29 protein-coding genes and 5 pseudogenes are annotated in these 25,702 nt (G+C 71.4%); 15 read left to right on the top strand and 19 right to left on the bottom strand.

Annotated elements, in window-relative coordinates; genetic code table 11:
- The first annotated feature begins 51 nt into the window (after positions 1-51).
- On the top strand, positions 52-621 hold the full coding sequence (locus ACF1GV_RS17015; protein WP_391681094.1) for an NADPH-dependent FMN reductase: 570 nt from the start codon (positions 52-54) through the stop codon (positions 619-621).
- Positions 622-679: 58 nt separating this feature from the next.
- On the opposite strand, the pseudogene ACF1GV_RS17010 reads toward ACF1GV_RS17015, so the two are convergent.
- Positions 680-934: pseudogene (locus ACF1GV_RS17010) on the bottom strand (transcriptional regulator); the annotation flags it as partial.
- Between the two features lie 334 nt (positions 935-1,268).
- Between ACF1GV_RS17010 and ACF1GV_RS17005 the strand changes: the two are divergent.
- Positions 1,269-3,974, top strand: coding sequence for an ABC transporter substrate-binding protein (locus ACF1GV_RS17005; protein WP_391681091.1), 2,706 nt, complete (start codon positions 1,269-1,271; stop codon positions 3,972-3,974).
- 405 nt (positions 3,975-4,379) lie between these two features.
- Here ACF1GV_RS17005 and ACF1GV_RS17000 read toward each other — a convergent pair whose 3' ends face one another.
- Positions 4,380-4,757, bottom strand: a complete 378-nt coding sequence (locus tag ACF1GV_RS17000) for a VOC family protein (protein ID WP_391681089.1) — start codon at positions 4,755-4,757, stop codon at positions 4,380-4,382.
- Positions 4,758-4,893: 136 nt separating this feature from the next.
- On the opposite strand from ACF1GV_RS17000, the gene ACF1GV_RS16995 reads away from it, so the two are divergent.
- From ACF1GV_RS16995 to ACF1GV_RS16985, 3 genes are all read left to right on the top strand, one after another.
- The gene (locus tag ACF1GV_RS16995; protein ID WP_391681086.1) at positions 4,894-6,198 is read left to right on the top strand and encodes an LAETG motif-containing sortase-dependent surface protein; all 1,305 of its coding nucleotides are present in this window, start codon (positions 4,894-4,896) and stop codon (positions 6,196-6,198) included.
- Positions 6,199-6,379: 181 nt separating this feature from the next.
- Positions 6,380-7,459: a fatty acid desaturase family protein gene (locus tag ACF1GV_RS16990; protein WP_391681084.1), complete on the top strand. Its 1,080-nt coding sequence runs from the start codon at positions 6,380-6,382 to the stop codon at positions 7,457-7,459.
- A gap of 525 nt (positions 7,460-7,984) precedes the next feature.
- A complete protein-coding gene (locus ACF1GV_RS16985) occupies positions 7,985-8,599 on the top strand; it encodes a dihydrofolate reductase family protein (RefSeq protein WP_391681633.1) in 615 nt (204 codons plus the stop codon).
- Between the two features lie 29 nt (positions 8,600-8,628).
- Here ACF1GV_RS16985 and ACF1GV_RS16980 read toward each other — a convergent pair whose 3' ends face one another.
- A complete protein-coding gene (locus ACF1GV_RS16980; protein ID WP_391681081.1) occupies positions 8,629-9,366 on the bottom strand; it encodes a TioE family transcriptional regulator in 738 nt (245 codons plus the stop codon).
- 58 nt (positions 9,367-9,424) lie between these two features.
- Here ACF1GV_RS16980 and ACF1GV_RS16975 point away from each other — a divergent pair, with 58 nt between their 5' ends.
- Positions 9,425-10,627, top strand: a complete 1,203-nt coding sequence (locus ACF1GV_RS16975) for an erythromycin esterase family protein (RefSeq protein WP_391681079.1) — start codon at positions 9,425-9,427, stop codon at positions 10,625-10,627.
- A 67-nt stretch (positions 10,628-10,694) separates the two neighbouring features.
- Here the strand turns inward: ACF1GV_RS16975 and ACF1GV_RS16970 are convergent.
- Positions 10,695-10,976 (bottom strand): annotated as a pseudogene (locus tag ACF1GV_RS16970) (transposase); the annotation flags it as partial.
- Between the two features lie 61 nt (positions 10,977-11,037).
- Between ACF1GV_RS16970 and ACF1GV_RS16965 the strand changes: the two are divergent.
- Positions 11,038-11,274: a hypothetical protein gene (locus ACF1GV_RS16965; RefSeq protein WP_391681077.1), complete on the top strand. Its 237-nt coding sequence runs from the start codon at positions 11,038-11,040 to the stop codon at positions 11,272-11,274.
- Positions 11,271-11,825 carry a hypothetical protein gene (locus ACF1GV_RS16960; RefSeq protein ID WP_391681074.1) on the top strand — a complete coding sequence of 185 codons (555 nt, stop codon included), beginning with the start codon at positions 11,271-11,273 and terminating at the stop codon, positions 11,823-11,825. Before ACF1GV_RS16965 ends, ACF1GV_RS16960 begins: the two co-directional genes overlap by 4 nt.
- Before the next feature lie 43 nt (positions 11,826-11,868).
- On the opposite strand, the gene ACF1GV_RS16955 is transcribed toward ACF1GV_RS16960, so the two are convergent.
- Positions 11,869-12,519 carry a hypothetical protein gene (locus ACF1GV_RS16955; RefSeq protein ID WP_391681072.1) on the bottom strand — a complete coding sequence of 217 codons (651 nt, stop codon included), beginning with the start codon at positions 12,517-12,519 and terminating at the stop codon, positions 11,869-11,871.
- 112 nt (positions 12,520-12,631) lie between these two features.
- On the opposite strand from ACF1GV_RS16955, the gene ACF1GV_RS16950 reads away from it, so the two are divergent.
- Both ACF1GV_RS16950 and ACF1GV_RS16945 read left to right on the top strand, forming a co-directional pair.
- Positions 12,632-13,258 carry a TetR/AcrR family transcriptional regulator gene (locus ACF1GV_RS16950; protein ID WP_391681070.1) on the top strand — a complete coding sequence of 209 codons (627 nt, stop codon included), beginning with the start codon at positions 12,632-12,634 and terminating at the stop codon, positions 13,256-13,258.
- A gap of 290 nt (positions 13,259-13,548) precedes the next feature.
- Entirely contained in the window at positions 13,549-14,097 is a 549-nt protein-coding gene (locus tag ACF1GV_RS16945; RefSeq protein WP_391681067.1) for a hypothetical protein, read from the top strand.
- Between the two features lie 84 nt (positions 14,098-14,181).
- Here the strand turns inward: ACF1GV_RS16945 and ACF1GV_RS16940 are convergent, their stop codons facing one another.
- Complete coding sequence (locus ACF1GV_RS16940) at positions 14,182-14,727, bottom strand: AAA family ATPase (RefSeq protein ID WP_391681065.1); 546 nt, start codon at positions 14,725-14,727, stop codon at positions 14,182-14,184.
- 12 nt (positions 14,728-14,739) lie between these two features.
- A pseudogene (locus ACF1GV_RS16935) lies at positions 14,740-15,021 on the bottom strand (cyclophilin-like fold protein); the annotation flags it as partial.
- Between the two features lie 177 nt (positions 15,022-15,198).
- Here ACF1GV_RS16935 and ACF1GV_RS16930 point away from each other — a divergent pair.
- The 3 genes from ACF1GV_RS16930 to ACF1GV_RS16920 all read left to right on the top strand — a co-directional run bounded on the left by ACF1GV_RS16930 (position 15,199) and on the right by ACF1GV_RS16920 (position 17,931).
- Positions 15,199-16,068, top strand: a complete 870-nt coding sequence (locus ACF1GV_RS16930) for a helix-turn-helix transcriptional regulator (RefSeq protein WP_391681057.1) — start codon at positions 15,199-15,201, stop codon at positions 16,066-16,068.
- Positions 16,065-16,793 (top strand): SDR family NAD(P)-dependent oxidoreductase, encoded by a 729-nt coding sequence (locus ACF1GV_RS16925; protein ID WP_391681055.1) that lies wholly within the window; start codon positions 16,065-16,067, stop codon positions 16,791-16,793. The genes ACF1GV_RS16930 and ACF1GV_RS16925 overlap by 4 nt, the downstream gene beginning before the upstream one ends.
- A 73-nt stretch (positions 16,794-16,866) precedes the next feature.
- Positions 16,867-17,931, top strand: coding sequence for a sodium:calcium antiporter (locus ACF1GV_RS16920; RefSeq protein WP_391681052.1), 1,065 nt, complete (start codon positions 16,867-16,869; stop codon positions 17,929-17,931).
- A 319-nt stretch (positions 17,932-18,250) separates the two neighbouring features.
- On the opposite strand, the gene ACF1GV_RS16915 is transcribed toward ACF1GV_RS16920, so the two are convergent.
- The 3 genes and pseudogenes from ACF1GV_RS16915 to ACF1GV_RS16905 form a co-directional block, all read right to left on the bottom strand.
- Complete coding sequence (locus tag ACF1GV_RS16915) at positions 18,251-18,718, bottom strand: hypothetical protein (RefSeq protein ID WP_391681050.1); 468 nt, start codon at positions 18,716-18,718, stop codon at positions 18,251-18,253.
- A 29-nt stretch (positions 18,719-18,747) separates the two neighbouring features.
- Positions 18,748-19,053 carry a hypothetical protein gene (locus tag ACF1GV_RS16910; protein ID WP_391681663.1) on the bottom strand — a complete coding sequence of 102 codons (306 nt, stop codon included), beginning with the start codon at positions 19,051-19,053 and terminating at the stop codon, positions 18,748-18,750.
- A 53-nt stretch (positions 19,054-19,106) separates the two neighbouring features.
- Positions 19,107-19,322: pseudogene (locus tag ACF1GV_RS16905) on the bottom strand (MgtC/SapB family protein); the annotation flags it as partial.
- 104 nt (positions 19,323-19,426) lie between these two features.
- On the opposite strand from ACF1GV_RS16905, the gene ACF1GV_RS16900 reads away from it, so the two are divergent.
- Positions 19,427-19,954: a DUF488 family protein gene (locus ACF1GV_RS16900; RefSeq protein ID WP_391681047.1), complete on the top strand. Its 528-nt coding sequence runs from the start codon at positions 19,427-19,429 to the stop codon at positions 19,952-19,954.
- A 43-nt stretch (positions 19,955-19,997) separates the two neighbouring features.
- Here ACF1GV_RS16900 and ACF1GV_RS16895 read toward each other — a convergent pair whose 3' ends face one another.
- From ACF1GV_RS16895 to ACF1GV_RS16865, 7 genes and pseudogenes are all read right to left on the bottom strand, one after another.
- The gene (locus tag ACF1GV_RS16895) at positions 19,998-20,213 is read right to left on the bottom strand and encodes a hypothetical protein (RefSeq protein WP_391681045.1); all 216 of its coding nucleotides are present in this window, start codon (positions 20,211-20,213) and stop codon (positions 19,998-20,000) included.
- 275 nt (positions 20,214-20,488) lie between these two features.
- The gene (locus tag ACF1GV_RS16890; protein ID WP_391681043.1) at positions 20,489-20,620 is read right to left on the bottom strand and encodes a hypothetical protein; all 132 of its coding nucleotides are present in this window, start codon (positions 20,618-20,620) and stop codon (positions 20,489-20,491) included.
- A gap of 33 nt (positions 20,621-20,653) precedes the next feature.
- Entirely contained in the window at positions 20,654-21,901 is a 1,248-nt protein-coding gene (locus tag ACF1GV_RS16885) for a Glu/Leu/Phe/Val dehydrogenase dimerization domain-containing protein (protein ID WP_391681631.1), read from the bottom strand.
- 85 nt (positions 21,902-21,986) lie between these two features.
- Positions 21,987-22,247, bottom strand: a pseudogene (locus tag ACF1GV_RS16880) (thiamine pyrophosphate-dependent enzyme); the annotation flags it as partial.
- The gene (locus ACF1GV_RS16875; RefSeq protein ID WP_391681629.1) at positions 22,202-22,540 is read right to left on the bottom strand and encodes an acyl-CoA dehydrogenase family protein; all 339 of its coding nucleotides are present in this window, start codon (positions 22,538-22,540) and stop codon (positions 22,202-22,204) included. The gene ACF1GV_RS16875 and the pseudogene ACF1GV_RS16880, both read right to left, overlap by 46 nt.
- A 59-nt stretch (positions 22,541-22,599) precedes the next feature.
- Positions 22,600-22,734 carry a hypothetical protein gene (locus tag ACF1GV_RS16870; RefSeq protein ID WP_391681627.1) on the bottom strand — a complete coding sequence of 45 codons (135 nt, stop codon included), beginning with the start codon at positions 22,732-22,734 and terminating at the stop codon, positions 22,600-22,602.
- 221 nt (positions 22,735-22,955) lie between these two features.
- Positions 22,956-23,192, bottom strand: coding sequence for a hypothetical protein (locus tag ACF1GV_RS16865; RefSeq protein WP_391681040.1), 237 nt, complete (start codon positions 23,190-23,192; stop codon positions 22,956-22,958).
- A gap of 21 nt (positions 23,193-23,213) precedes the next feature.
- Here ACF1GV_RS16865 and ACF1GV_RS16860 point away from each other — a divergent pair, with 21 nt between their 5' ends.
- Positions 23,214-23,774: a DinB family protein gene (locus ACF1GV_RS16860; protein ID WP_391681037.1), complete on the top strand. Its 561-nt coding sequence runs from the start codon at positions 23,214-23,216 to the stop codon at positions 23,772-23,774.
- A gap of 203 nt (positions 23,775-23,977) precedes the next feature.
- Here ACF1GV_RS16860 and ACF1GV_RS16855 read toward each other — a convergent pair whose 3' ends face one another.
- Positions 23,978-24,697, bottom strand: coding sequence for a helix-turn-helix transcriptional regulator (locus ACF1GV_RS16855; RefSeq protein WP_391681034.1), 720 nt, complete (start codon positions 24,695-24,697; stop codon positions 23,978-23,980).
- A gap of 10 nt (positions 24,698-24,707) precedes the next feature.
- Complete coding sequence (locus tag ACF1GV_RS16850) at positions 24,708-25,646, bottom strand: alpha/beta hydrolase (protein ID WP_391681031.1); 939 nt, start codon at positions 25,644-25,646, stop codon at positions 24,708-24,710.
- Positions 25,647-25,702 lie beyond the last annotated feature (56 nt).

Below are 25,702 nucleotides of genomic sequence, written 5' to 3'. Positions count from 1 at the left end.
GTGGCCGACGGTCCTTGGCCGATTCCGTCGCAGGGGCGGTAGCTTGGGCGGATGTCCGCACTACCGGTGATTCTGTTGCTGTCGGGGAGCCTGCGCAACGGCTCCACGAACGAGGCCGTGTTGCGCACCGCGCAGGACGTGGCGCCGTCCGTCAAGGTGGAAGCGCTGCTGTACGACGGGCTGGCGGGGCTGCCGCACTTCAACCCCGACGACGACACCGCCCCCTTGCCCGCGCCGGTGGCCGAACTGCGTGCGGCGATCGACAACGCGGCCGGGATCCTCATCTGCGCGCCCGAGTACGCGGGCACACTGCCGGGTTCGTTCAAGAACCTGCTCGACTGGACGGTCGGCGGAACGGAGATCTGCGACAAGCCGGTCGCCTGGGTCAACGCTGCGGCTCCGGGCCGGGGTGAGGGCGCGCAGGCAACGCTGCGGACGGTACTGGGATACACCGGCGCTCACATCGTGGAGTCCGCCTGCGCCAGGATTCCGGTGGACCGCAGGACGGTCGACGGGAGCGGCGTCGTGGCCGACCCTGAAGCCCGCCGAGCACTCGGCGACGTGCTGCGCCTGCTGGCGGCGGCCGCGGCGCGGGGAGTGGCTACGGGACAGCAGGCGTAGCGTGCCGGCACGGCCACCCACACGTGGTCGGCTGTGTGCAAGGGGCTGCGGCCCCTTTCTGCTTCGACGGGGCCCGCCTGCCGTCCAGCCATGCCTTCAGCGTGCGGTCGGTGACGGTCAGGCCGGCCTCTCGGGCCGCCCGGCGCGCGCGGTCGCTGCGGGTGAGGTAGTGCAGGCGCGCAAGGAGGCCGCGGCGCGTCGTGACGGGGGTCGCGATGAAACCGGCGAGAGCGTCGAGCTGCCGGGCCACGGCCTCGTGCCCCTTGATGCCGCGAGCTCCGTATCTCCCGAACTCGAGATTCCTCTCCGGCACCTTCGCCCTTTCGGTCCGTTCGTGAGCGACGTTCTGAACGTACACAGCAGGCCGGCCCATGATACGTGTCCCAGCGGACCACCACTGCGAGCCCGGGGTTGCCTTGGCCGGGTCGTCGTACGGCTGCAGCTTCTCCCGCAAGGTGGCGCTCCGCGTCCTCGCTCCGGGGCCGACAGACGCAGCCCGGTGGCCGGAGGAAGGCACCTGCTCGCGCGGGCAACCGTTGTTACAGTTCGAGCATCCTGTGAACACCCGTTGTTACCGGGCCTGTTGGACGCGTAACCTGTCCCCCCTGCTGTTACGGCGACAGCAGTTGGCAACGGGGGCCGTGCGCATGACGCCATTCCGGACTGACTCCGACGAGCTCTTTCCCGACCCGGACAACGCGAGGGCGGACGCCTTCGTCAGTGAGTACCCGACGACGATCGGGCCCTCCGACCCCGCCCGGCTGGCCACCCGCCCGCCCCTGTTCGTCTTCCGGGTCGACGCCGAGGGCAGCGTGTACGAGGACGGCACCGCGCGCATCCTGGAGGCGTTACGCAGGCCCCTCGACGACCGGGGAAAGCTCGTCCCGTACGCCCTGGTCCATGCCGCCGACGAGCCCGTGCTGCTCACCGAGGCGGCCGGTCTGGCGCTGGCGGACGGCGCCCCGCGCCACATGACGCCCGACCGGTACCCGCACTTCGACGTGGTGCGGTCACTCGTCACCCATGTCCTGGACCATCCGCGGCAGCCGGTCGGCGGGCTCGCCGACGAGCTGCGCCGGCACGCCTGCGACCGGCAGCAGGCCGAGCGCCGTGGCCTGCTGGGGCACCTGCCGCGGCCTGCCTCCACCAGCCTCTCCCCCGACGGTGCCGACCTGAAGGGCTGGCTGGTCAGGGTCTTCTGGCTGTCCTTCACCTGCTATCTCCCGCGCTGGGCCTGGTCCCGCTGGATCTCGCGGAAGGTGATGCGGCGCTGGTGCGGCGGTATGCCGGATGCCGGGGGCCGCAGGGACCTGTACCGGGCGATGGCCCACGTCGCCACCATGCAGGGGCCCCGGCTGCGCGGCACACCAGGCGAGCCGCGCCACGAGGAGGCGCTGCAGGCCCTGGAGAGGATCCTGCTCCGGGCGCTCCTCGAAGACCTGGCCACTCCGAAGATCGGCAGGTACCTGCCCAAGCGGCGCCGCCGCACCACACGGCCCGTGCTGCTCGTCGAGGTGCCACCGCCCGGCACGGAGGGCGCCCGCCGCGCCGAGCGCTTCCTGCGCGCCCTGCACCAGCTGCAGGCCACCGCCCCGCGCCCGGGACCGCTCGTCGTCGCGGTGGGCAAACCGTCCCCCGAAGTGCTCGCCGAGCTGCAGCCACGCGAGTGCACCCTCTCGCAGGCCGCGAGCGCGCTCGGGGCGCAGGACGGCGGCCCCGTCACGGTCGTGTTCCGCGAGCCCGCCCTGACCGGCCCCGGCCTGCCCGTCGCTCACGTCGAACCGCACCGCCCCTTCCGCACCAGCTGGCGCACCACGGCCTCCCTCCTCGCCGCCACGGCCGCCCTCGCCCTCACCGCGGGCGGCATCACCGCGGAGCGCATCCGCGACGGCGGTGACCGCACCTGTCTCGGCGGCAGCGAGTCCGTGGCCACGGCGGCCCGCACCAGCCCCGTCCCACTGGACCCCGAGGGCTGGTACGACGCCGCGCTCCAGGCGATCACCGCGCAGAACAAGCGCGCCGAGGGCTACGCCCGGCAGGGCCGCAGAGTGCGCACCGTCGTCGCGTTCGTCTCCAGCCGACCACGCACAGAGGACGAGACGCGGTTCGACGGCACGATCCCGGAACTGCGCGGCATCGCCATGTGGCAGCAGAAGTTGAACTCCGACGCCTCCTCCGACCAGAACCTCGTGCCGCTGCGTGTCGACGTGCGCCCGACGGGAGAGGGGTACCGCAACGCCGTGCCGGAGGCGCGGAAGCTGGTCGCCGAGGCCGGCGCCGAAAGCAAGGCGGAGGATTACAGGAAGGCGGTCGGTGTTCTCGCGTACGCCCAGAGCCGCGACGAGACGCGGGCCGCCCTCCAGGTGCTCGGCGAGGGCCGGATCCCGACCGTCGGCACCACGGCCACGGCGAACGAGATGCTGGACGGAGCGGCGAGCGTCACCTATTGGCCCTTCACGCCGGACAACGGCCGGGAAGCCCGTATCGAGGCGGACTTCGCACACAGCGCCAACATCATCGCCCGGCGCGACGACGGCGACGGCTGCTCCCCCGCCCGGCAGGCCATCGTCATCGAGTCCTCCGCCGACCTGTACAGCCGCAGTCTCGCCGGCCGGTTCGTGGCAGCCTTCCCCGGCACCACGCGGATCTTCAACTTCAACCAGGACGGCGACTTCGACCCGCAGCCGCCGGGCGGCGCGCCCAACCTGTCCAGCGCCGACGTGCTCGCCGAGCAGCTCTGCCAGGCGCTCGCCGAGCAGCCGGAGTCGGTCGTGTACTGGTCGGCTCGTGCCAAGGACTTCGCCGCGTTCATCACCGCCATGGATACCCGCGGCACCTGCATCGACCGTCCCATCACCGTGCTCGGCGGGAACGAGCTGACCAACGTGGCGCAGACCGGCGCCTTCGCCAACAAGAACTGGCTGCGCCTGTACTACTCGGCGCACCGACTGCCGGTCACCAGCGAGTACGCCAGCGACAGGACACGCATGTTCGTGTCGGCCTACGACGACTTCGTACGGGCCGGCGCACGCGGCATCGACCCGTGGCGGCAGGACGGCCACTCCGCGGTGTCCTACGACGCCTTCCACGTCCTGTCGCAGGCGGTGGCCCAGGCGTGGCTGCGCGACAAGGAGATCAAGCGAAGCTCGGTACTGGTCGCGCTCAGTGGCGGTGTCCACTTCAACGGCGCGACGGGGGAGGTCTCCTACGGCCAGGGCGGCAACGCACCGCCCGTCGACAAGACACTGGTGATCCTGCGCCAACTCGGCGACGAGCCGAAGGCCGTACTGGTCTGCGGCGCCTACGACGAGAACCGGTCAAGCCGCACGGAGGGCCCGCCGTGCGCCCCATGACCAGTGACCCTGCATCAATCAGCCGGCCAGGCGGCTGACGGTGCGCCGGTTCATGGCCGTCGGCAGGCTGCCTGCCTGAGCAGCCGGCTCCGGGCCGCGCCCAGCACCGCGTCCTGGTGGCGTGCCACGGGGCGGGGGTCCTTGGTGACCTCTTCGTCCGGTGGTATCGCCGTGTCGTAGGTGCGGCCCGTCCGGTCCCCGTCTTTGACTTCCGTGAGGAGGAGCACGGCTCCGTCCGACAGGCGGTATGCCTTGTTCCCGGTGGGGAGTCGGCGAGTCGGTTCGACGAAGAAGCGGGTGCGCGGGCGTCCGCGGACACGTACGCCTTCGACAAGTACGTCCGCGCTGTCGGCTCCAAAATCCCCAGCCGTTACGCGGCCCAACTGGCGAGCCCCCGCATACCAGTCAGTGCCGGATGAGACAGAACGGGTGCCCGGCGGGGTCGGCGAAGACGCGCCAACTCCGCTTTCCCTCACCCGCATCGAGCAGCGTGGCTCCCCTTGCGATGACCTCTTCCTGGGCCTGGTCGAGGTCTTCGACCTCCAGGTCGAGGTGGAACTGCTGGGGCCGAGCAGGATCCGGCCACCGCGGCGGCCGGTGGTCCTCCACTCGCTGGAACGCGAACACCAACCCGCTGTCGCAATGGAGCGTTGCCCAGCCGTCGCCCAACGACCAGCGCGGATCCGGCTGATTCACCACGCCACCGAGCAGCGACTGATAGAAACCGGACAGCTCACGGACGTCGGCACAGTCAAGGACCACGCACTGCAACTTGGCGATCACGAGGGCAGCGTAGGCCCAGGCACGGTGTCCAAAAAAGGGATGATCACTCGCTTTACCTGGACTATAAGATCGACGGGTCCAAGGCTGCCGAAGTGCGTCGCCCGACGACCGCCGCCCTGGTCGTGAAAGGATCCCAGTGACGTTCCGCCGTTCCCTCGCCGTGGCCGCCACCGTCACGGTGGCCGCGCCCCTCGCGCTGATCACCGCCGCTCCCGCCTTCGCCGCCGGAACGTCCGCGGGGCCGACGCAGAACCAGCCGACGTACGCGGACTTGGTGAACGCCGCCGCCGACGCACAGCAGGCCTACGACGCGGCCGTCACCGCCGAGGCGGAAGGGCGCAAGGAGGTCGAGGCCACGCTGAAGGCCCTGGACTCGGACACGCATCCGCTCAAGGCGGCCGTGATCGCCGCGGAGAAGGCGGCCAAGGAGGCGGCGGCCACGAAGGACGCGGCCGAGAAGGCGGTCGCGGACGCCAAGGCCAGGCTCGAAGCGGCCCAGGGCGACACCGACAAGGCTGAGGCGCAGCGGGCTCTCGAGACGGCGGAGGGCGATCTGGCGAAGGCGGTCGCGGCCCAGCAGGAGGCCGACGCGGCCGCCCAGCAGGCCGACACCGCACTCGACGACGCGCGGGTGGCGGCCGTGCGCAAGTACGGTCAGATCAAGAAGGCCCTCGACGAGGCCCGGGCGGCCAAGGAGGCCGCCGACAAGGCGCTCGCCACCGCCAAGGAGTGCGTCCGGGAGACCGGGCTGACCTCGCTCGCGGTGGGGCTGCCGGCCAAGGTCGCCGCCGGGAGCACCGTCGACTTCACCGTGCGCGTGACCAACGGCACCCAGCGCACGCTGGCCGTGGACCCCCTGGTCTTCTTCCACGTGGCCGGAGAAACCCGCGGCGCGAAGAGCCTGCTGAAGGTCGAATGGTCCAACGGCACCGCCTGGCAGGCCCTGAGCGGTGAGGCCCCTCAGCACATCGCCCACATCGACATCATGAAGCCGGGCGAGCACAGCGACGTGAAGCTGCGCATGAAGGTCGATTCCGCGGCCAGGAACGCCGACGCCTTCGCTCTCCTGGCCAGTGACGCCTCCGACGCGTACAACCCGTGCGTCCTGGGCCCGATGAAGCGCTACGACATCAAGCTCCTGCCCGCGGGCAGCAAGACCGGCCCGGCCGACGACGCCAAGCCCGGCCGGTCCGGCCAGGACGAAGACAAGCGGCCCGGTGCGGCGAAGCCCGGCAAGGGTTCCGGCCTCTCGGCGCAGGGTGGCGCGTCCCAGCAGGTGACCCGGACGACGGCCACGGAAGCCGGCGCGGAGGGCAACCTCGCCGAGACGGGTTCGTCCTCGGCGATGGCGCCGATCGCACTGACCAGCGCCGCCGCCGTCGTGCTCGGCGCCGGAGCGGTCGTCGCCGCGCGCCGCCGCAAGTCCACGCGCAACGTCTGACCGCTGGGAGCCGGTCACAGGCCCTGGGAGTCGTCCCAGGGCCGCGAAGGCACCCCGAAGGTCTCGGAGTCACCCCCCAGGGCGTGGTGACGGCACCCGCACCAACCTGGGGGAAACCCCCTGTCCGAGACGGTGACTGGCTGGCTGTTTCGGCTGGTCGGACGCCAGGAGACTCGGTGGCATGACGTTTTCCCCGCAGGCCGCTGTCGCGGCCACCGTGCCCGCCGTCCGGCCTCATCCCTCCGACACCGGAACCGGCAGTGACTTCGCCCGGCTGTCGCGTCGTATCACCGAGGCGGGACTGATGAGACGCCGTCCCGGCTACTACACGGCGCGGCTCGGTCTGGTGATCGCGCTGACGGCGGGCGGATGGGGAGCCTTCGTCGCACTCGGAGACACGTGGTGGCAGATGGCGACGGCGGCCTTCCTGGCGCTGATGTTCGGGCAGATCGCCCTCGTCGCCCATGATCTGGCGCACCGCCAGGTGTTCCGGCGACGCAGGCCCAGCGAGATGTGGGGCCGCCTCTTCGGCAATCTCGGGATCGGCATGAGCTACGGCTGGTGGATGAACAAGCACACCCGCCATCACGCCAACCCCAACCACGAGGAACTCGACCCGGACGTCGCGCCGGACATTCTGGTGTGGTCCACGGACCAGGCCCGCGAGAGCCGGGGGCTGGCTCGTCTCATCGGTGGTCACCAGACGGGGCTGTTCTTCCCGCTGCTGACGCTGGAGGGCTTCAACCTGCATGTGGCGAGCCTGCGGGCGCTGCGCTCGCCGGGCATGAAGCACCGGATGCTGGAGGCGGCGCTGCTCGTGCTCCACCTCGCGGCCTATCTGTCCGCGTTGTTCCTCGTGCTCTCCCCCGGCAAGGCGGTGGCGTTCCTCGCCGTGCACCAGTGTCTCTTCGGCGTCTACCTGGGCTGCACGTTCGCACCGAACCACAAGGGCATGCCCACGTTCCGCGGCGATGAGCGGCCCGACTTCCTGCGCCGCCAGGTGCTCACCTCACGCAACGTGCGCGGTGGCCGGCTGACCGACGTGCTGCTCGGCGGGCTCAACTACCAGATCGAGCATCACCTGTTCCCCAGCATGCCCACGCTCCATCTGCGTCGTGCGCAGGCCGTCGTCCGCGCCTACTGCGCAGAGATCGGCGTCCCCTATCACGAGACCGGCCTGATCCAGTCGTACCGGGAGGCCCTCACCCACCTGCACCGGGTGGGAGAGCCCATCAGGCAGCAGCGCCGAGGGGCCGCGTGAGGCGCTCCCCGGGCCGGAGGGGGCGGTCCCGCCACCGTCGGGGGGAATCGGTGGCGGGACCGCTCGGTGCCCGGGGCCGGAGGGGGGGACCAACTCCCCCGAGCACGTCTGAGTCTGCTGCTGCCCCGGCTTCGCAGATATATGCAGGCGGATTTCGCCCCACCACGAATTTTCTTCGGCTGCGGTTTTCCCTCCGCTTCCGACGCCCTCGGCTGCGGCCGTGCCGGGTGCCTGGTGGACGGCGTGCTGTGCTACGACTCCGCGGCGGACGTGATCTGCTCCGGGTTCCACCTGCCCGAGGCCAGTCCTGCTCGGCTCGGCGCCACCGTTCGGACCGCCGGACGCCGAGTCGCCCCCGCTCGCGCCGCAGACGCTCGGTGAACACCCTCTCCGCCCGGCCGTGCCCGTGGCGCACCCACTGGCGTGCGGCGCCCACGTCGACGTGGCCGACCCGCGCGGACAGCGCTGGATGGCCGGGTTCTCCTCGGAGCGATGACTTTCGGCGGCGCATCGGGTCTGCCCGGTATGACCCGCATCATCGCTGACATCTCGATCTCCCTCGACGGCTTCGTCACCGGGCCCGACCCGAGCCCGGACCAGGGTTTGGGCATCGGCGGCGAGGCCCTGCACACCTGGGCCTTCTCCGACGACCCCGACGACCGCCGGCTCCTGCGTGAGGCGACGGCCCGCTCGGGCGCCGTCGTCCTCGGCCGCCGCCTCTTCGACCTGGTCGACGGGCCGAACGGCTGGGACGACACGACCGGTTACGGCGCAGGCGAGGCGGCCAAACCCGCGTTCGTCGTCGTGACGAGCTCTCCGCCGGAATCGGTACGGCTCACCGACTTCGACTGGACGTTCGTCACCACCGGTCTGGCCGACGCCGTCGCCGCCGCACGCGAGCGCGCGGAGGCTGCATCGGCCGCCGGCGGGAAGGACCTCGACGTGGTGATCATGGGCGGCGGCGCCACGGTCGGCACGGCGCTCGACACCGGGCTGGTCGACGTGCTGAGCCTGCACCTCGCGCCCGTCGTGCTCGGCTCGGGAACGCCACTGTTCACCGGCACAGCACAGCGCACGCTGGCGCAGCGGAGCGTGACCTCCACCTCGACGGCCACACACCTGCTCTACGACGTCCTCTGACGACGGCGTCGCCGCCCGCGAGCAACGCCTCATCCGCGCTGACGCAGGTACGCCTCCAGCTCTGTCGCCCCGGCCAGCATCGCCCGACCGCGCGCGGACAGGCGATCGTGCCAGTCGCGCAGGGTGGTCTGGAGCGGCTCCAGCCCGCCGGCCGAGCGCACCTGCGCGATCACCGGGGCGATCTGCTCCAGCAGGTAGCCACCGCGCCTGAGCTGGTGGGCCAGGCGGGCATCCCGTACGTCGGCCTCGTCGTAGACGCGGTAGCCGGTGAGCGGGTCGCGGCGGGGGCGTACCAGCCCGGCGCGCTCCCATTTGCGCAGCGTCGCGGGCCGGATTCCCAGCTGTCGCGCCAGCGGCCCGATGAACGTGTCGCCGGGCCAGGGCATCGTGGCGGGCTCGGGCACCGTTGCAGGGCTCGGAGCGAGGTCGCGCAGGGCGCTTTCCACGGCTTTGAGGGTCTGCCGGTCGGTGAGGAGTTGGGCGTGGCTCTCATCGATCAGGCGGAACGCCTCATCGTCCGCGCCCTGATGCACCGCACGCATGATCGCCGTCGCCGCCCGATGACCGTGAGCGGGCACCAGGGCGAGAAACGCGCGGAGGGCTGCCGCGTGCAGGGGAGTGTAGGTGCGGTAGCCGTGGGGTGTGCGAGTGGCGGCCGGGAGGATGCCGGCCTCCTCGTAGTTTCTGATCGCCTGTGTGGACAGACCGTGCCCGCGCGCCAGATCGACCGGCCTGAGTCTCTCAGCGGTTTGAAGGTTTCGCCCCATGCCACCGACACTACCGCGACGAAGTTTCAACCGAAGGTTCAACGATAGCGTTGACGGCATGGCTACTGACATCGGGGACATCGCCCACACCGTCGACGCTGCCGCTCTCCTCAGGCTCCTGCCCGCACGCCCCCGCCTGCTCGCCCTGGGCGAGCCCACCCACGGTGAGGAGACTCTGCTGGACCTGCGCAACGAGGTCTTCCGGCAGCTCGTCGAGCAGGAGGGCTACCGCACCATCGCGATCGAGAGCGACTGCCTCATGGGCCTGGCCGTGAGCGCCTACGTCACCTCGGGCACGGGCACGCTCGACGAGGTCATGGAGCACGGGTTCAGCCACGGCTGGGGCGCCCATGCGGCCAACCGTGACCTGGTGCGCTGGATGCGCGACTACAACGACGGCCGCCCCGCTTCCGACCGGCTGCGCTTCGCAGGGTTCGACGGCCCCCTGGAGATCACCGCCGCCGCGAGCCCCCGCCGGGCCCTCACCGCCCTCCACGACTACCTCTCGGCCCACGTCGACGCGGCACTCCTGCCGTGCACCGCGCACACACTCGACCGCCTGCTCGGCACCGACGACCGGTGGACGAATCCCGCCGCGATGATGGACCCGGCGCAGTCCGTCGGGCAGTCGGCCGAGGCCGGTGAGCTGCGGCTGATCGCGGGCGACCTGGTGGCGCTGCTGGACGAGCACACGCCGCACCTGATGAGGGCGTCCTCCGCGGACGAATGGGACCGGGCCCACCTGTACGGGCGTGCCGCGACCGGCCTGCTGCGCTACCACCACTGGATGGCCGACACCTCACCGGCCCGCATGACCCGGCTGGTGAGCGCGCGCGACCAGATGATGGCCCACAACCTCCTCGCCCTGGCCGAACGCGGCCCGGTGCTCGTCCACGCCCACAACAGCCATCTCCAGCGGCCGAAGAGCACGATGCAGATGTGGGAGGGGCCGGTGGAGTGGTGGAGCGCCGGCGCGCTGGTGAGCGCGCGACTCCGCGAGGATTACACCTTCGTGGCGACGGCGCTCGGCACGATCCGGCACCACGGAGTCGACACACCCCCGCCGGACACCGTCGAAGGGCTCCTGTACGCACTGCCCGAGGACCGCTACGTCATCGACGCCCCGCGGCTGGCCACCGCCCTCCGCGACGCCGCGCCCCCGCCCCGCACGTCCCCCTGGTTCGGCTACGCCCCGCTCGACCCGGCTCACCTGGCCGACATCGACGGCCTGGTGTTCGTCAAGGACATACCGCAGAGCTGAAGGCTGTGCCGCAATGATCAACTGGCTCGGGACGCCCAGGGCCGCGGGGGACGGTTCGGCATGTCCACCCCGCGAGCGCGAAGTTGTGGAGGCGGGCGCTGCCAAGCATGGCGTGATGAACGCCGTCGCCTTTCAAGCGGCAGTCGCGAAGGGTCTTGCAGCTCTTCGTGCGGGCCAAGGTGTGCTCCACCCGGGCGCGGAGCTTGCGGTGTGAGCGGTTGTGTTCCTCCCTCCAGGCTCGAATGTCGTCCTGGCCGCGTTCGCGGCGGTGCGGGATCACCAGCCCAGTACGGCGGTCACCACCGTCGGCGATCACCATGGTGCGGCCGACAGCAGCCTTCGCCCCGGAGGCTCCTCATCCGGCTCCGGTGTCCATCGCCTGTACTTGGTGATTCAGTTCCGTACGTTCCATGCAACACGAGGAGAACGTGAACGCCCTGTGGGAGGGCCTGGAGAACGGCGCCTTCGCGTTCGTCTCCGCGCTGCGCGAGCGTGGCTTCGACCTGGTGCTCCTCGGCTTCGGCGAGCGGTCCGCGTCCATCCTCGACAACGCCGAGGCCCCCAGTTGGAGGGCACGACCCTCTCCACTCAGGACACGGGTGACCAGGTCGTCGTGGCAGACCTGCGTAAGGATCATGGCGAGTTGATCGTCCGTACCAGCGGCCTGCCTGACGTCGACGGCGCCCCCGGCGGACTGTTCCCCGAGAACCCCCTCCCGCAGGGCAAGCCCGCCGACTTCAGGACCGCCGCCATGCTGGCCGAGCTGAACGACGCCCAGCCGGCGGAACTGGTCTACAACGCCGGCGTGTTCGTCCCCACCGTCAGCGCCGTGGCGACCGCCGACATCGGCAACCACGACATGCTGCACGACAAGATCAACCCTGAGAGCAGCGAAGCAGAGAGGAGCAGACCGCGGGCGCCGTACCGCCGGAGCAGCCGCTCCCCCGTCACGTCCCCGCAAGCTGCAACACTCGGGGTCTTCTCGGGGCCCACGCTGCACGAGGCGTACGTCAAGCGGTTCGGCGACAAGGTCGACGCCCTGGTGGTCGACACCGCCAACCGCACCCCCGACACCCTGAGCCTGTCGGCGACCGGTGCCCTCTTCGGCGTCACCACCGCGACGCTGCTCCACGCGGGGCTGCGACGCCGCTCCAACGAGGAGATGCACGCGAAGAAGCTTCGCAGGAACGGCCGTTGAGGATGCCCGGGGGGCAGCTCGGGCGGACGCGGATCGCTGCGCGTCAGGCCCGGCGGGCCCTGCGGCGGACGGCCCACACCGCCGCCGCGAGGACGAACCCGTAGACGGACACCAGCCCGTGGCCGTTGTCCTGGGCGAGCCACATGGCGATGCCGAGGAGCGGGACGGCGATCGCCAGGGCGATCTCCTTCGGCAGGCGGGTGCTGGTGAGGAAGGCGAGCGCAAGGGTGGCGCCGAGGAAGTAGGTGGCCCCGGAACTGCCGGCGAAGTTGCGGGGATCGGTGCTGGGGCCGTCGCCGAAGCCGAGCAGCGTGTCGATGCGGCCCGGGAGCAGGATGCCGGTGAGGAAGAAGGCGAGAGTGAGCGGGCCGCCCCAGTACCACTGGGCGAGTGCGGCGACGGCGGCGAGGGTGACGACGTTCCACAGACCGCCGAAGAGGCCGCCGTTCTGCATGAAGACCGAGGTGAACTCGCGCCACCACCCCGACTTGGCGGGATCCGCGTCCAGCGCGTCCATGGCGCCGGACCAGGCCAGCTGGAGCACCACGCCGGCGACGGCGAGCGCGGTCAGGGCGATCGCCGCCCATGGCAGCGGCCGTGCGCGCAAGGTGTCGCGACCGACGACGCCCAGCCCGCAGTTGAGCATCATGACCATCAGCGCGGCCGTGGTCACGTTGAAGACGATCTCCCCCATTGTCTGGCCCTTCCCCCCGTTTGTGGTGCTTCCAACACCGTTCGAAAATCTGGTGGCGCAAAGCTAGCACGATGTTTCGAACGGTGTTGGAAAGCGTTGTACGGTGGGAGGCATGAAGCTCACCAGGGAGCGCATCGTCGATGCGGGGATGGCCGTCTTCGCCGAGGTCGGCTACCAGAACCTGTCCATGCGCCAGGTCGCCGACCGCCTGGACGCCCATGCGGGCAGCCTGTATTACCACGTGCGCGGCAAGGAGGAGTTGCTCGCCCTGATGGCCGACCGGGTCTGCCGTCAGGCGTACGACGCCGCAACCGCCGCTCTCGCCGCCCTCCCGCCCACCGCCACCTGGCAGGACCGCGTCGAAGCCCAGGCCACCGCCTTGCGCCTGAGCATCTCACAGCATCCCGGGGGCGCCCAACTCCTCGCCGAGAGCCCCGGAATGCTCAGTCCCGGCGCCCTCTCGCTGATGGAACGCCTGCTGCGCACCCTCCTCGACGCAGGCCTGCCCGCCGGCCACTGCGGCATCGCCGCCGACACCCTGCTCAGCCACGTCACCGGATTCGTGCTCCAGGAGCAGAACCAGCCGACGGCACCGCCGGACGTGACCGCCGAGCTCTACGCCGACCTGTGCGCGCGGTTCCCGCTGGTGATGGGCCCCCTGATCCCCCGCCTGGACCCGGACGAGAAGTTCGCACGGAGCATCCGCCTGCTCTGCACCGGCTTCACGGCGCTCTCCTGAACAGCGGCGGGTGACCGAGAGCCGAGTCCCATGCATCTCGGGCAGCTTTCGCGCACTGCGTCAGGGGCGAGTCGTGGCCGACTCGCGCTGATCGGCGCGGTGGCGGCCGGAATTCGGACGGTCTCGTCGGGGCGTGCACTCCATGCTGCTCGGATGAGGACGCGGCACGCCTTGGGCCGCTCCGGCCTCTACGAGCGGTTCGAGGGGCGAATTCACAGCTCCACGGAGGGTGCGCGCGGCAAACCGCCCGCGCTGCTGCCCGATGTGACAGGGGAAGCCGGGGTGGGCTCGTGAGGCCGGTACTGCTGGTGGATGTGGACGGACCGCTCAACCCGTATGCGGCGAAACCACACAGGCGGCCCGAAGGTTACGAGACCCACCGGCTGCTGACGCCACGATGGGAGGCGGACGAGCGGCGCCGGCTCCGGGACTGGGGCCTGACCGGCCGGCCGGTCAGGCCCCTACGGGTCTGGCTCAACCCGGCTCACGGACCTGCGCTCACGGCGCTTCCCTTCGACCTGGTGTGGGCGACGACCTGGGAAGAAGAGGCCAACTCCTTCGTCGCGCCCCTCGTGGGACTGCCTTCGCTGCCGTTCATCGCCTGGTCCGAGCCCCGGCCTCAGCCGGCAGATGGCGTGTTCTGGAAAACACCGGAGGTCGCCGCCTGGGCGCGGGGTCGGCCCTTCGCCTGGGTCGACGACGAGATAACGGACGCGGACCGAGCGTGGATGGGGGCCCACCACCGTGGTCCGGCGCTCCTGCACCAGGTCGATCCCAGGACGGGACTGACCCGGGACGACTTCGCTCACCTGACGGAGTGGGCGAGCCTGCTGAGGTGAGGTACGGCCGCGGGCTCACGGCTGACTGTGGGACGGCGGATGCCACCTGCGCTGCGCCCCGACAGCGCCTCGAAGGCGTCCGGGTCAGCGATCCACGGGCGGAAGGTGGGCCAGGCCGGTGTCGCACATGATGTGCTCGACCGTCGCGGTGAGTGTGCTCTCGGCGCCGATGACGGTCTCCATGCCGCCGGGCAGCAGATCCCTCTCCCGATACCAGGTCCGCAACTCGGTCTCGCCGAACTCGTTCGCCAGCGGCTTGGTCGCATGCCGGGCCAGCGTTTCGGCGAACGGGACGTCCAGGTAGTAGGCGTGGGTCCTTCCACGGTGGTCGGCGCACAGGCGGGCGAGCATGCCGCCGTAGTGGTCGGCGTACAGAATGCCCTCCACCACCACATGGAACCCCGCGTCCAGCGCGTAACGGGCGGTCAGTTCGATCAGGCCGATGTTCGCGGCTCCCGGCCGGTCGCGTTCGCGCAGCACGACGCGGCGCAAGTTGTCCTGCCCGACCAAGGCCAGCCCGCGGCCGAACCGCTCGCGCAGGCCGGCCGCGACGGACGACTTCCCGGACGCGCTGTTGCCACGCAGCACGACCAACCGGGACTCTTCGGTGCCCACCTTCACGGCAGCCACGCTACCGGCTTCTCAGGCCGCCTGGATGCGGACGCGTTCTGCCGTGGCGAGCCGATCGGTGTCGTCGCTGTCGGTGAGGTGACCGAGGAGGACCAGGCCCGGGGAGGCCCCGAAGTCGCGCCAGAACAAGGCCAGGTTGCCCCACGGGGTGTCGTAAGCGAAGTCACCGGCACGGGGTTTGGCCGCCCCGGGCGCGCCGGAAGTGTCGAGCCTGCGCGACGGGTGGCCGATGCGTTCGGTGCGGTGGAAGTCCTCCAGGTCGAGTGCGAGCGGCAGCGGCTCGGCGAGGTCCCGTGCGGCAGAGCTGCCGTGCCGGAACGGTCCGCTCTATAGGGAGGCCGTACGCCCAGCCGCGGCCGGTGAGCGCCACGCCTCCAGGTGACCGGCTTTTCCGCGCGGGCAGCGGGTCACTGGTGAGGGGTGTACCGCTGGTACATCCCTCCGGCGGCGCGCAGGCCTTACGGTCGAGGTGTGGACAATCGTGACGACGTCCGCGAGTTCCTCACCTCGCGGCGAGCGAAGATCACCCCCGAGCAGGCCGGGCTGCCGTCCGGGAGCAGGCGGCGTGTCCCCGGGCTGCGCCGCAGCGAGGTCGCGGCGCCGGCCGACATGAGCGTCGAGTCCTACGCGAAACTGGAGCGCGGCCTCGCCGGCGTCTCCCCCGCCGTCCTCGAAGCCGTCGCCCGCACGCTCCAGCTGGACGACGCCGAACGCGCCCACCTCCTCCATCCGGCCCAGACCGCCGACGGCTCCGACGTCCTCACCCGGCCCCGGCGCCGCCGCACCGGACGGCAGTGGACCGCGCACCGCAGCCTGCAATGGACCCTGGACGCCATCACCGCCGGTCCCGCCTTCGTCCGCAACAGCCGTACGGACCTGCTCGCGGCGAACCGGCTCGCCCGCGCCTTCTACAGCGACGTCTACGCCCGTCCGCACGACCAGGCGAACCTCGCCCGTTTCAACTTCCTGGACCCCGCGTCCCGGCGCTTCTACCCCGACTGGGAGCTGTTCGCCGACATGGCCGTGGCCATCCTGCGCACGGAGGCCGGCCGGAACCCCCACGACAAGGACCTGCACGACCTCATCGGAGAGCTGTCCACCCGCAGCGCGGAGTTCCGCGTCCGCTGGGGCGCGCACAATGTGCGGCACCACGGCACGGGCATCAAGGGGTTCCACCATCCGGCCGCCGGAGACCTCACGCTCGCCTTCGAGGGGCTGGAGATGGCCGCCGAACCCGGGCCGACCCTCACGATCTACACCGCCGAGCCGGGATCCGCCCCCGAGGAGGGCCTGCGTCTACTGGCCTCCCTGGCCGCCACGTCGGAGGCGGTGCGGTCGTGAGCCGGATCCTGGTGACCGGTTCCGCGGACGGTCTCGGTCGTGCCGCCGCGGACTCCCTCCTGTCCGCCGGGCACGAGGTCGTGGTGCACGCCCGGAACCCGGCGCGGGCGGCGGGGCTTCGGGCGCTGGTCGATCGCGGGGCGGGCCTGATGGTGTGCGACTTCACCGAGCGTGACGCCGTGCGGCGGACGGCCGCAGAGCTCAACGACGGGCAACCCTTCGACGCGGTCATCCACAACGCCGGCGTGTGGAGCGGTCCGGCCGTGATGCCGGTCAACATCATCGCGCCGTACCTGCTCACGGCCCTGCTGCGGGGGCCGCGCCGCCTGGTGTACCTCAGCAGCGGCTCACACTTCGGCGGGCGCGACTCGACGGCCCGAGTCGACTGGCAGGGCCGCAGCGCGGGCTCCTACGCCGACAGCAAGCTGTACGTCACGACGCTCATGGCCGCGGTGGCCCGGCTGCGCCCCGGGGTGCTGAGCAACGCCGTGGATCCGGGCTGGGTGCCGACGAAGATGGGCGGCCCGAGCGCCCCCGACGATCTCGAGCTGGGCCACCGGACCCAGGAGTGGCTCGCCGTCGGCGACGAACCCGAGGCCCTGACCAGCGGCGGATACTGGTACCACCGGGAGCGCCGGCAGCCGCATCGCGCCGTCCATGACGTGGGCTTCCAGGACCGTCTCCTGCGGGCCCTGGCCGAGGAGACGGGCACGGAACTCGGCTGATCCCGGCGGCGGCAGCGGCTGTGCGGCAGCCTTCCGGGGTCTGCGCACGGCCACTCGGGGTACCACCCGAGCCATGGGATCTTTGAGTTCACCTGTGCTGCTGGTGCTGTTCCTCGGGAGCGCGGCGGTGATCTGGTACGCAGGCGTCAAGCTGTCCGACACCACCGACGTGCTGGCCGAACGGCTGCATCTGGGCAGCGCCCTGGGCGGGTTGATCCTGCTGGCCATCGCCACGAACCTCCCGGAGATCGCCATCACGGCCAGCGCCGCCGTGGCCGGGCAGCTCGATGTGGCGGTGGGCAACATCCTGGGCGGCATCGCGGTGCAGACCGTCGTGCTGGTGGTCCTGGACGCCGCCGGAGTCCGGCCGCGCGCGCCGCTCACCCGCCTGGCCGCCAGTCTGGTTCTCGTCCTGGAGGGCGCGCTGGTGGTCGCGATACTGGCGGTCGTGGTCATGGGCACCCAGTTGCCGGGGCATCTGTCCTTCGCCCGGCTCGGACCCGCGCCGCTGGTGATCGCGGCGCTGTGGGTGATCGGCCTGGTGCTGCTGGACCGCGCGGGCAAGGGACTGCCGTGGCGGGAGGGCGGCGACGCGCCGGGGGCCCAGCCGGAGCCGCGCGGCCATTCCAAGGGCAAGAAGGAGAAGGCGGCCACGGACCAGGGTGTCGGTACGGCTCGTGCGGCCCTGGTGTTCGGGGCCGCGGCGGTGGCGACGCTGGTCGCCGGTGTCGTGATCGAGCGCAGTGGGGAGGAGTTCTTCGCCCGTCAGGGGCTCGGAGGCATTCTGTTCGGCGCCACGGTGCTGGCTGTGGCGACCTCCCTGCCCGAGGTCAGTACCGGGCTGACCTCCACGAGGCTGGGCGACTACCAGCTGGCCATCAGCGACATCTTCGGCGGCAACGCCTTCCTGCCGGTGCTGTTCCTGCTGGCCACGGTCATCTCGGGCAAGCCGGTCCTGCCCGGCGCGCACGACACCGACATCTATCTCACCGCCCTCGGCATCGTGCTGACCACGGTGTACGTCGCCGGGCTGATCTTTCGTCCCCGGCGCCAGTATCTGCGGATGGGCATCGACAGTCTCGCGGTCCTGGTGCTGTACGCCCTCGGCATCGCAGGGCTCACGACCATCGCCGGGTGACTGCCCTCCGGGCTTGGCGGTGGGCGTCGTACGCGCACCCGCGCAGGAGGTGGCCCGCACCGATCGGCGGGTGCGGGCCACCTCCTGTGTGCCGAGGCACATCACCCTCGCGGGGTGCAGCGCCCGTGCTGCCCGCCGCGCGGGCGGCCGAGCGGCTTCGTGCGCCTTCCTCGCGTGGGCGCCGTGCCACAGCGACGGCGAGAGAGGGCCGTCAGATGAACATGAAGAACAGGATCAGGATGACCATGGCCGATACGAGCCACCGGCCATGCCGAGCGGCGAGGCGCTCCGTGGCGGAGAACATCAGGTTCCGGACGCATCAGGTTGCGGACGAGACCCAGTCGTCGGTGTAGCGGTGACGGTTCAGTCCCGCGGCCTGGAACTCGTCCTCCCCGGGACTCGGCGTCACACCGAGGCGCCGCAGCGCCTGTGAGAGGGGACTGAGCGACGGGGAGTCCGACTCGTCCAGCGGTCCCCATGAGAGTGCCCCGTCCATCCACACGGCGGCGCGCTCCTCACCGACGCCACCGAAGAACTCGGCTTGGACGTAGGCGACAGGTCCTGCGACGGACCACCGAGCGAGCCGCTGCTCGAAGCTTTCCGGGAGCCGCCGGAAACCGAGGACGCCGGCGCTGCTGCCGCCCGTCACGGCGTGGAGCACCTGGTCCGTCATCGGCATGAGCGACAGGCCCTGCCGCAGACACGCCAGCCGGGCCTCGGGGACGTCCCGGGACGCGGAGCGCAGCAGCTCGTCCTGCGCGATCACTGCCTGCAACTCGTAAGCCACTCGAGTCCCCCCGTTACCTGGTGGTCTCATCATGCCTCAGTCGCCCAGTCCGCCGCCGTGGCCGGGGCCGCCTCGATTCGGTCGGTCTCGTCCTCCGGGAACGTCACCGCGGTGACGCCCTCGCGGTTCGTCAGGCGGGGTACCAGCTCTTCGCGGGTGCCGCTGCCGAACCACTCCAGCAGCACTCCCACCTCGGTGGGCGTCGCCTGTGTCGGCAGGGAACCCGCCGTGCGCAGGCCCGCCACATGGAAGCCCGCCCCGGTGCACTCGCTGACGACGTCACGCAGCACTCCGCGCCCATCGAGACAGCTGATCCGCAGCAGCACCGACGCCACCCCCAGCCCAGCATGTCCGCGAAGCCGTACTTCGACACCAGCATGAACAACGCCGCACCCGGACCCACCAGCACATACGTGCGCAGGCCCGCCGACTTGCGCCGGAACTCGCGCTCCAGGCCGACGACCGCACACAGCCCGAACGGCGCCGACAGATACGCCGACGGCCGATCGCGGTCAAGCGGGCCTCGGCCCAGGCCGGCGGCAGGGCGGAGGGAGGACCCACATTCGCCGACAAGGGTCGCGCGTCCCCGGACCCGGCGCGGCACGCATCCGCAGCCCCCGGCCGCTGCACCCTCTGGTCTGCGCGGCACCGGTAGATGGGGTACGTGTGTCAGGAGACGAGGATCGCTGACGAAGGTATGACGGCCGGATGACCAACCGAATCTGTACCGTCGGGCATTCGACGCGCGGCTTCGACGAGGTGATGGAGATGCTGCGCGCCCATGACGTCACCTGCCTGGTCGACGTCCGTTCGTTCCCGTCGTCCCGGAAGTACCCGCAGTGGAACCGGACCGCGATCGAGGAGTCCCTGCCGTCCGGCATCGGATACCGCTGGATCCGCGCGCTCGGCGGCCGCCGGCACACCCCCAAGGGTGTGCCGAGCGAGAACGGCGCGTGGCGGGTCAAGGCCTTTCGCGATTACGCCGACTACATGGCCGGTGAGGAGTTCGCGACGGGTCTCGACGAACTCCTGCGGCTGGCCGAGGACGAACGGCCGGCGATCATGTGCAGCGAGGCGGTGCCTTGGCGCTGCCACCGGCGGCTCATCACCGACGCCCTGATCGTCGCCGGCGCGCAGGTGGTGCACATCATGTCCCGTACGACGTCGAAGCCGGCCGTACTGAACGAGCACGCGCAGGTCCGCGACGGGCACCTGGTCTACCCGCCGCCCCGGTGACGAGTAACTCGGGGCGGCACGGGCGGGTCCGGTCGCACCGCGCTCACTGCTCGGCCGTGGCAGCGCTCGGCGTGGGGTGGGCCAGGTCGTGGCCGGAACCGGCGGTGCCGAACCAGCCGACGCCGAAGCCCGGCCAGTTCGGGACCACGACGGTGAAGGCGACCAGCGCGGTGGCGAGCACGCTGACCGTCCACGGGCCGAAGCGGCCCCCGGGCACGCTGTACGGCCGGGACGTGTACGGGTACTTGCGGCGCAGCACGCTCAGGCTCGGGAAGGTGATGACGTAGGAGAGCAGCCGGCACCGGCCGGCAGGTGCGCGGCGATCGCGGCACGGGTGGCCTCCGGCAGGGGCGCTACGTCCAGGCCTCGGGTGGGGAACACGTCGGCGGCCAGGGCGCCTTGGCCGCCGCTGTCGCCTGCGACGGCCACGCGGGTGCGACGGGTGTCGGACGCGCGGTCGTTGGTGGAGCGGTGGGCGGCGTCTGCCGGGCGGTCGCCGGGCGCGCGCTGACGCGTACCCGCCCCCGCCAGCAGTCACACGGCCGTGTCGACGACCCTGCGTACGTGCGGGGCGGGCACCGCCACCACGACGTGTTCCACCGCGGGGTTGACGGAGGCGCCGACGACGGCCACCGACCGGGGGTCGAAGAAGCGGGGCGAGCCCACCGGAGCGCGTGGCCGGCTCGATGCCCGCGGCCGTCATCGGAAGACTCCGAAGCGCTCGGCGATGACCGGCAGCCGCTCGGCGGCCAGGGCGTGCGCGGCGGCACGGGGCGTGCAGCCCTCGGTCTCGGCATGGGCCAGGAGCCGGTCGACCAGGGCGCGCATCGAGCGCCGGGTGTGGGCGAACGCCTCGTCCGCGTCTGCGCCGATGTCACCGAACAGCGTCCACCACCACCAGGCGTTGGTGCCGGAGTTGACGGCGACGTCCGGGAGCACGGTGATGCCCCGCTCGGCCAGCAGCGCCTCCGCCTCGGGCAGCACCGGCATGTTGGCGGCCTCGACGATCCAGCGGGCGGTGATGCCGGCCTGGTTGGTGGTGTCCACGGCGTAGGAGATGGCGGCCGGCACCAGCACCTCGGCGTCGGTGGTCAGCCAGGCGCCGGCCGGAAGTTCGCGGTCCTCGGGGCGCAGCGCTGCGCGGTCCACGCTGCCGTTGCCGTCGCGGGCGGCGAGCAACGCCTCGACATCGAGGCCGTCCGGGTTGGCGATGGTGCCCTTGATGTCGGCGACCGCGACGACCCGCAGTCCGGCGCGGGCCAGGAAGCGGGCGGTTGCCCCGCCCATGGTGCCCAGGCCCTGCACCGCGACCCGGGTGCCCCGGTGCGGGATGCCGGCGCGGTCCAGCGCGGTGAGCACCGATTCGGCGACCCCGCAGCCGCCCACCAGTTCGTCCAGGCCGATGCCGTCGACGTCGATGGCGAAGGCGTCGGCGAGCCGCTTGCGGGCGGCGTCCTCGTCCTCGAGGAGGGGGTAGACAGCCTGGATGGAGGAGACCAGCCCGGCGTCACAGGCGGCACGGTCGACGAGGTCCTGGGTGAGGCCGAGGTCCTCGCCGGTGGTCCAGAAGTGCTCGATGTAGGGGCGTACGGCGCGCAGGTAGCGGACCAGGACGCCGTAGGCGGCGGGGTCGCGCGGGTCGCAGTCGATGCCGCCCTTGGCGCCGCCGAGCGGGATGTAGCGGCCCTGTGGGTTGTAGTGCAGCGCCTCCTTCATCGTCATGCCACGGGCCAGGCCCGCGACCTCCGCCAGTGTGCAGCCGGGGCGCATGCGCAGGCCGCCGCTGGAGACGCCGCGCACCAGGCGGTCGATGACGAGGAACCCCTGGCGGCCGGTGACATGGTCGGTCCAGGTGAGCGAGACGAGCGGGGCGGGCGCGTCCGGCCCCGGCCGTTGCGGTCCGCCCGCCGTCTGTCCGGCTGCGGAAGGCGAGGTGATGGGGGGCATGGTCATCGCTGGGGCTCCTGGGGGCGGTGATGAGGGTGGGACCGGGGGTGGTCAGGGCCTGGCGCAGTGCGTCTGCGAGCGCGTCGGGCATGTCGGCGCCTGCGCCGTCGCCGCCGTAGGCGCGGGCCAGGGCGCGCAGGCCGACGGGCGGCAGGTCGACCGCGACGGGGAGGTCTCTGCGGGCAAGCATCTCGTCGCGGATCTCGCCGCGTCCCCCGTTGTCGACGACGGGCAGCGGCAGTCCGAGCTGTACGGCGGTGGCGCGTTCCGGTGCGGAGAACTGCAGACCGCCGTCACCGCTCAATGCGACGACCACCCGGCCGGGGTCGGCGGTCTTGGCGCCGATGGCGGCGGGCAGCGCGTAGCCGAGAGTGCCGAAGCCGGTCGGGTGCAGACGACGAGGTGCAGTAGGCGGCGGTCTCCGACGCGGTGAGCTTGGCCATGGCCGCCTCGGCGGTGACGTCCGAACCGGTGTCCAGCCTCTTGGCGGGGCCAGGTCATCGGGCGGGCCTGCTCGATACGGGTGCGCATGTCCGCGAGCCGGAAGGCGACCGCCTGGTGCTCGATGATCGGCCTGCCGAACTGCACGAAGACGTCGTTCAGGAAGAAGTCCCGGCAGACGATGGCGCGCTGGCCCATCTTCCGCATCGGTTCGCCGAACTCCATCCCGTCCGTGCCCTTGCGCAGCAGGAGCGCGGTCACGCCGCGGGAGCGCTGCGCCGGGTCGGTCTTCGCGAAGGCGACGTAGCTCTCCGCCTCCTCCGCGTTGAGATCCAGGCCTTCTGGCCGTTCAGGCGGTATCCGCCGGCGGTGCGGGTGGCCGTGGTGGTGATGGAGGCGGCGTCGGAGCCCGCGCCGGGCTCGGTAGTGGCCGAGATCGCTGATGTCCCGCTGTTCCCGGGTCAGTGGGACCAGCTCGGTGGCCAGCTCTGGCATGGCCTCTCCAAACACGAGGAAGGGGGACGTCTCAAGGTCTCAAGGTCTCAAGGTCTCAAGGTCTCAAGGGAAATTTTACTGAATCACCAGTCAGTATTCGGAGGGCGGAACATCCCTGTCAATGACTGTGCGTACTGAATGAGCGTTCAGCCGGGGACGGCAACCAGCCGACCGCCGGCGCGCCCGCGCCGATCGCGAGGAGGGTGCACCCGAAGGAGAGCACGGTGATCTCGGTGGACGCGGCGGCGCAGGGCAGCACCACAAGGACGAGCAGCCGCCACAGGAAGGTCCCGACCGCACCATGAGCCTCCAGGCCGGCCGAGACGGGCCACAACTCGGTGGCAGTCCGGGGCACTTGTCGAGGATCATGCCACGCATGACTGAGCGACCCGCGCGATGGACCCAGGCGACCGTCTACCCCGACATGTGGGCGAATCCCGACGACGATCCCCGCAACAGTGAAGGTCCCACCCCGGACGGAGAGCTGCCGACGCTGCAGGACTTCCTGACGAACTACCGCCTGACCCTGCGCATGAAGTGCGAGGGGCTCAGCCCGGAGCAACTGGCCCGCCGTTCCGTTCCGCCGTCGACGATGTCCCTGCTCGGCCTGGTCCGGCACCTCGCCGAAGTGGAACGGGACTGGCGCAACTGGATCACCGACGGTGACCCGCTGCCCAAGCTCTACGGCAGGCGCGACGCCGACTTCGACGAGGCTGTCGGCGAACAGGCCGTGGTCGACGCCGCGTTCGCCGACCTGGAGCGTGAGCAGGCCGCGACCGACGCCGTGCTGGCCGCGTACCCGAACCTGGGCGAGCACGTGGGCAGGGAGCGGATCGCCGTACGGGAACTACTGGTCCACAGGATCGAGGAGTACGCCCGTCATTGCGGCCACGCCGACCTGCTGCGCGAGTGCGTGGACGGACGCGTGGGACAGTGAGCGCGGCGCGCGGCTGACGGCGGTGCGCAGAAGCAGCCCTCGTCCGTGCGCCATGGTCGACGACGACAGCGTACGGTTGGCTGTCCCCCCGGACAGCACGGACTTCTACGCACTGAGCACGGCCGGTTCCGCAGCGCTGCGATTCTCCACCGCACCGGGCCGGCCTCCTCCCGTATCCCACCGCGAAAGCGCGCCGTCGGCGGTCACGGCAGACGGCCGAGGGCGGCCAGCGTCATGGACCGGACGGCGTCGGCCCCGGCCGAGCCGCGCAGCAGTGCGCTCAGATCGTGGGGCTCCGCCTGCTCGGTCGTCGTAGCCGCCGATGTGATGCGGTCGAGCCGGAAACCCCGTCCGGCCTGTCGCGTGCGGCACCAGGCGATGAGGTACCACCGGCCGTCGGCGGTGAGCAGCCCGGCCGGTTCCACCACACGCTCGCTGTGGCGCCCGGCCGCGTCGGCGTAGGACAGCCGCAGCACCGTGCGCGTGATCAGGGCCCGTTCCACCGCGGTCCGGACGGCGGTGTCGGCCGACGAGGGCAGCGTGACGATCCGCTCGGCGAGGTGCCGTGCCGCCGTCGAGGCCGGGCCGGTCATCGCAGCCGCGATCTTCTGCGCCGCCGTACGGGCCGCACCGGCGTACGGCGCCCGGGCGTCGGCCGCGGCGAGCGCGGCGGTCAGCGCCGCGGCCTCGTCGGCGGTGAGGTGGATAGGCGGCAGGGTCATCCGCGGGTCGATCGACCAGCCGCCGCCTCGCCCGGGCGTGGTGCGTACCGGGACCCCGGACTCCATGAGCGCCTGCAGATCACGCTGCACCGTGCGCGCGCTCACCTCGAACCGGCCGGCGAGCGCGGAGACCGTCACCGGTCGCGGTGCTGCCGCGCGCAACTCCTCGACCAGGGCGTAGAGCCGGGCGGTACGGTTCATGCGGCTGACGCTACCGTCCCGCGGCGGCCAGGAAGTCCTGCTCGCGGCGCTGTTCACGTTCGGTGACGGTCAGCGGGAACAGGGTGAAGCCGTGCATCGCGCCGGCGACGACACCCAGCCGCACCGGCGCGCCGGCCGCCCGCCACCGCGCCGCCAGGAACAGCGAGTCGTCCAGCAGCGGATCCTCGGTGCCGACGACGATGCGTGCGGACGGCAGACCGGTGAGGTCGGCGAACAGCGGGGAGATCTCGGGGTCTCGGCGTTGCTCCGCCGTCATGCCCGGGGTGAACAGCTCATAGGTCCGCCGCAGCGAGTCGGTGTTGCTCAGCAGCCGCCTGGAGCCGAAGGATCGCTGACTCGGCGTCATGGACAGGTCGTAGGGCCCGAACAGCAGGTGAGCCGCGCGGAAGGCGCCGGTGATGCCGTGCCGGTCGCGCAGGCGCAGCAGCGTCAGGACGGCGAGGTGGGCACCGGCCGACTCGCCGCCGATCAGCAGCCGTTCGGTGCCGAACTCGGCCGCGGCGTGCCGTACGAGCCAGCGGGCCGCCGCCGCGCAGTCATCGGGGCCGGCGGGGAAGGGGTGTTCCGGCGCGAGCCGGTAGTCCACGCTCACCACGGCCAGCCGAGCCCGCCTGGCGAGCAGCCACAGCTTCTCGTCCTGCCCGTCCGCGGAACCGAACGCCCAGCCGCCGCCATGGAGGTGCAGGTACACGCCCTCGATGTGGTCCGGTACGAACACCCGTACCTTCACGCCGTCGTCCACGTACCGGTCCCGGCCGTACGGCAGTCTCACCGGCGGTGTGTCACCACCGAGCCGGTTGCGCCGCAGGGCGGCCGACAGAGCCGCGTCCCAAGTCCCTTCGCGGGTCGGCCGGGTCGCGGCACGTGCCTCGAACTGCTCGTTGAAGGTGAGGGTTTCGGGGCGGCAGTCCTCGTCTGTGATCAGCATGCCGCCCAGGTTCGCAGCCGTCCGCGACAACGTCATGTCACCGTTTACCGGAGAGC

Origin of the sequence: Streptomyces sp. NPDC014006 (genome assembly GCF_043088925.1) — a bacterium.
GTDB lineage: Bacteria > Actinomycetota > Actinomycetes > Streptomycetales > Streptomycetaceae > Streptomyces.
The sequence above is the reverse complement of the archived record's forward strand: the minus strand, read 5'-3'. Positions and strand labels throughout refer to the sequence as shown.